We start from the raw sequence: 4,287 nt of genomic DNA, 5'->3' as shown, positions 1-4,287 counted from the left end.
ACAGCGTTACACGCTGCTGTCAACACCTCTTTTTCAACTCCCTTTTGGCTTCGATGACCTGAAGCAACCTGCTGCCGAAAACTGCATAACTCATTGTTTACCAAGGAGTTTTCCGTTTCGACTGCGCCGGAAGTGGGGCGAATTATAGAGATTTGGAATCTGCCGTCAAGCACTGATTCAGGTTTTCTATCAATAACCTGCAGAATGCAGCAAAACGCCCCAAAGGGAGCCTATACAGAGGAGCCGAAACACTCCTCTATATAGAAGAAACCAATCAGAGAACGCCCGATTCCTTGAATGCGGACACCGCCCCGGCATCCAGGCCCAACACCCGCTGCAAAACTTCCAGCGTGTGCTCACCCAGCAGAGGAGGTGCAAAACGGTACTCCACCGGCGTTTCCGACAGTCGAATCGGACTCGCCACCTGAGGCACCATCCCGGCCAGCGCATGAGGCAGCTCGATAGCCAACCCACGCGCCTTGACCTGAGGATCGGCAAACATCTGCGCCACGTCATTGATAGGCCCGCATGGCACGCCAGCCTGCTCCAACTGCGCCACCCATTCAGCGGTCGTCTTGAACACCGTCGCCTGGCGGATCAGCGGAATCAGTACTGCCCTGTTTGCCACCCGCAGCTTGTTGGTAGCAAAACGCGGATCGTCCGCCCACTGCGGCTGCCCGGCCACTTCCGCGAACTTGCGGAACTGTCCATCGTTACCGACGGTAAGGATGAAATCGCCATCCGCCGTAGGAAAATCCTGATAGGGCACGATGTTCGGATGAGCATTGCCCAAGCGTTTAGGCGCATTGCCTGTCGTCAGGTAGTTCATCGCCTGGTTGGCCAGACAAGCCACCTGTACGTCCAGTAGCGCCATATCGATATGCTGACCACCGCCGTCGTGATCCCGATGCGCAAGCGCTGCCAGGATCGCGACAGTCGAATACAGCCCGGTCAGGATATCCGTCAGCGCCACGCCAACCTTCACCGGCCCCGCGCCTTCTTCGCCTTCAGGTCGCCCCGTCAGGCTCATGAGACCGCCCAGCCCCTGGATCATGAAGTCATAACCCGCTCGCTTGGCGTAAGGACCGGTCTGGCCGAACCCGGTGATCGAGCAATAGATCAGATCCGGATTGATCGCCTTCAGCGACTCATAGTCCAGGCCATAAGCCGCCAGACCGCCGACCTTGAAGTTCTCGATCAGGATGTCCGACCTGGCCGCCAGCTCTCGCACCAGCTTCTGCCCTTCAGGGCGTGTGAAGTCGATAGTGACCGATTGCTTATTGCGATTGGCCGACAAGTAATAGGCGGCCTCACTGGTGTTCTCGCCATAAGCGTCTTTAAGGAACGGTGGCCCCCAGGCGCGCGTGTCATCGCCGTTACCCGGACGCTCGACCTTGATCACTTCGGCGCCAAGGTCGGCCAGGATCTGCCCGGCCCAAGGCCCGGCCAGCACCCGCGATAAATCCAGTACCCGTAGATGCGATAGCGCGCCCATGGACGTTCTCCTTAATAGAACGCCTGGAGGCCGGTTTGCGCACGACCGAGGATCAGTGCATGGACGTCGTGAGTACCTTCATAGGTGTTCACCACTTCCAGGTTGACCAGGTGACGCGCAACACCGAATTCATCGGAGATGCCGTTGCCGCCCAACATATCGCGAGCCATGCGCGCGATGTCCAGGGACTTGCCGCAAGAGTTGCGCTTCATCATCGAGGTAATTTCGACTGCAGCAGTCCCTTCGTCCTTCATACGACCCAGACGCAGGCAGCCTTGCAGCGCCATGGTGATTTCAGTCTGCATGTCGGCCAGCTTCTTCTGGATCAACTGAGTGGCGGCCAGCGGGCGACCGAACTGTTGACGATCCAGGGTGTACTGGCGAGCGGTGTGCCAGCAGAACTCGGCTGCACCCAGCGCACCCCACGAGATGCCGTAACGTGCCGAGTTGAGGCAAGTGAAAGGACCTTTCAGACCACGGACATCCGGGAAAATGTTCTCTTCCGGCACAAACACGTTATCCATCACGATTTCGCCGGTGATCGATGCCCGCAGGCCCACCTTGCCGTGAATCGCCGGAGCGCTCAGGCCTTTCCAGCCTTTCTCCAGAACGAAGCCGCGAATATCACCGGCATCGTCCTTGGCCCAGACCACGAACACATCGGCGATCGGGCTGTTGGTGATCCACATCTTGCTGCCGGTGAGGCTGTAGCCGCCTTCGACTTTGCGCGCACGACTGATCATCGCACCCGGGTCGGAGCCGTGGTTAGGCTCGGTCAGGCCGAAGCAACCGATCCACTCGCCCGACGCCAGTTTCGGCAGGTACTTCTGCTTCTGCGCTTCGGTACCGAATTCATTGATTGGCACCATCACCAGCGAGGACTGCACGCTCATCATAGAGCGATAGCCGGAGTCGATACGCTCGACTTCACGGGCGATCAGGCCATAGCTGACATAGTTCAGGCCGCTGCCACCGTACTGCTCGGGGATGGTTGCGCCCAACAGACCGATCTCGCCCATTTCGCGGAAGATCGCCGGGTCGGTCTTCTCATGGCGGAAAGCTTCAAGAATGCGCGGCGCAAGGCTCTGCTGAGCGAACTGCGCAGCCGTGTCGCGAATCATGCGTTCTTCTTCAGTGAGCTGTTGATCCAGCAGCAGGGGATCGATCCAGTTGAAGCTAGCTTTACCGCCCATGAGTGTGTCCTCTCGAATCGGGTCAAATAACGTGGACTGATCCTAGGCCCGGATCGGCGCCACGGCAAACGAGGATTTTGCATACTGTTGTGCTAATTTCTCACTCCGAAACGTCGCGAAATAGCCTTTATGCGATGTATTAGTGAGGTTGACGTACATGCGCAGAAAGATACCCAGCACCACCGCCCTGATCAGCTTCGAGGCCGCGGCACGCCACGAGAGCTTCACCAAGGCCGCCCAGGAACTTTCGCTGACCCAAGGGGCAATTTGCCGACAGATCGCCAGCCTTGAAGAGTTCCTCAGCGTCGAACTGTTCCGACGCTCGCGGCGCGGGGTCAAGCTGACGGAAGCTGGTCTCTCCTACAGCCGTCGAGTGGCCACTCAACTCGATGCGGTTGAGCGCGACACCTTGTCCGTGATGGGCCAGCAGGGCACCAACGTGATCGAGTTGGCCGTAGTGCCAACCTTCGGCACCCAATGGTTGCTGCCGCGACTCAAGGACTTTCAGCAAAAACACCCGGAAGTAACGGTCAACCTGACCAACCGCACGCGCCCGTTCCTGTTCGCCGACACTGATTTTGATGCCGCCATCTACTTCGGTGACGCGGATTGGTCGGGTACAGAATCCCACAGGCTGATGGGTGAAAATCCGATGCCCGTTTGCAGCCCCAACCTGCTCGGAAACAAAACCAGTCTGACGCCCGGCGAAATCGCCGACTTGCCTCTCCTGCAACAAACCACCCGCCCCTATGCCTGGCGCCAATGGTTCGATTCCCAACACCTGAATGTCCCGCGAGACATGACAGGCCCACGCTATGAGCTATTCTCCATGCTCGCCCAAGCGGCCATGCACGACATGGGCATTGCCCTGATTCCGCCGTTTTTGATTCAAAGGGAGCTGAAGGAGAAACGCTTGGTGATCGCCAACCCGCAAGCATTGTCCAGCATCAAGGCTTACTACCTGATGATTCCTGAGCGAAAGGTCGAATCCGCGTCTTTGAGGGCATTTCGTGACTGGCTGGTAAATCAGGCGCACAGCTACAGCCTAGAAGGATAAAGGCCCCGTAGCGTTATTTGACCCCGTAGTCAGCAAATATACAGCCCTACAGATATACGTATTTGTCGCATACAAGCAAACTGTATCGAGAAGTCGTACAAACGTTCCACAAGCGCCTGACCACGCGGCTTTGCGCCACTATTTCGAAGCGATGCCGCATCATTCATACGGCCGATGTGTAAATTCTTCAATTTCGGCCAGAATCCTTACAAGGCACGGCCTGCAAGGGATTGACCCGGCTGGTTGCGACATTCGGTCACGGGGTGACTTGTAGTTAATTTTCCGTCACCCGTCATAATCCCTTGAAGGGCACAAAGTTCGCCTGCAAAATGCCGCGCCCCGCCCTGATTTGGCGGGATCGTGCTGATCGGCCGCCCCAGCCGCACCATCCGTAGTGCATGGGTTTACTCAATAAGATCACGCAGGAGATTTGACGTGCACATTGGTGTTCCTCTCGAAACCCAGACCGGTGAAACACGGGTTGCTGCAACCCCGGAAACCATCAAGAAGCTGATCAGCCAGGGTCATAAGGTCACTGTACA

4 protein-coding genes are annotated in these 4,287 nt (G+C 57.5%); 2 read left to right on the top strand and 2 right to left on the bottom strand.

Annotation, left to right across the window (positions count from 1 at the left end; genetic code table 11):
- Positions 1 to 274: 274 nt before the first annotated feature.
- Together AC1DKH_RS30240 and AC1DKH_RS30235 are read right to left on the bottom strand one after the other, a co-directional pair.
- Positions 275 to 1,495, bottom strand: a complete 1,221-nt coding sequence (locus AC1DKH_RS30240; RefSeq protein WP_477800214.1) for a CaiB/BaiF CoA transferase family protein — start codon at positions 1,493 to 1,495, stop codon at positions 275 to 277.
- A gap of 11 nt (positions 1,496 to 1,506) precedes the next feature.
- Positions 1,507 to 2,688, bottom strand: a complete 1,182-nt coding sequence (locus tag AC1DKH_RS30235; protein ID WP_046043971.1) for an acyl-CoA dehydrogenase — start codon at positions 2,686 to 2,688, stop codon at positions 1,507 to 1,509.
- A gap of 157 nt (positions 2,689 to 2,845) precedes the next feature.
- Here AC1DKH_RS30235 and AC1DKH_RS30230 point away from each other — a divergent pair, with 157 nt between their 5' ends.
- Positions 2,846 to 3,745 (top strand): LysR family transcriptional regulator, encoded by a 900-nt coding sequence (locus tag AC1DKH_RS30230; protein WP_150753713.1) that lies wholly within the window; start codon positions 2,846 to 2,848, stop codon positions 3,743 to 3,745.
- A gap of 435 nt (positions 3,746 to 4,180) precedes the next feature.
- On the top strand, positions 4,181 to 4,287 hold a 107-nt coding region (locus AC1DKH_RS30225; protein ID WP_477799480.1), incomplete at its 3' end, for a hypothetical protein.

It is taken from the genome of Pseudomonas sp. 05L36, assembly GCF_056398125.1.
The sequence above is the reverse complement of the archived record's forward strand: the minus strand, read 5'-3'. Positions and strand labels throughout refer to the sequence as shown.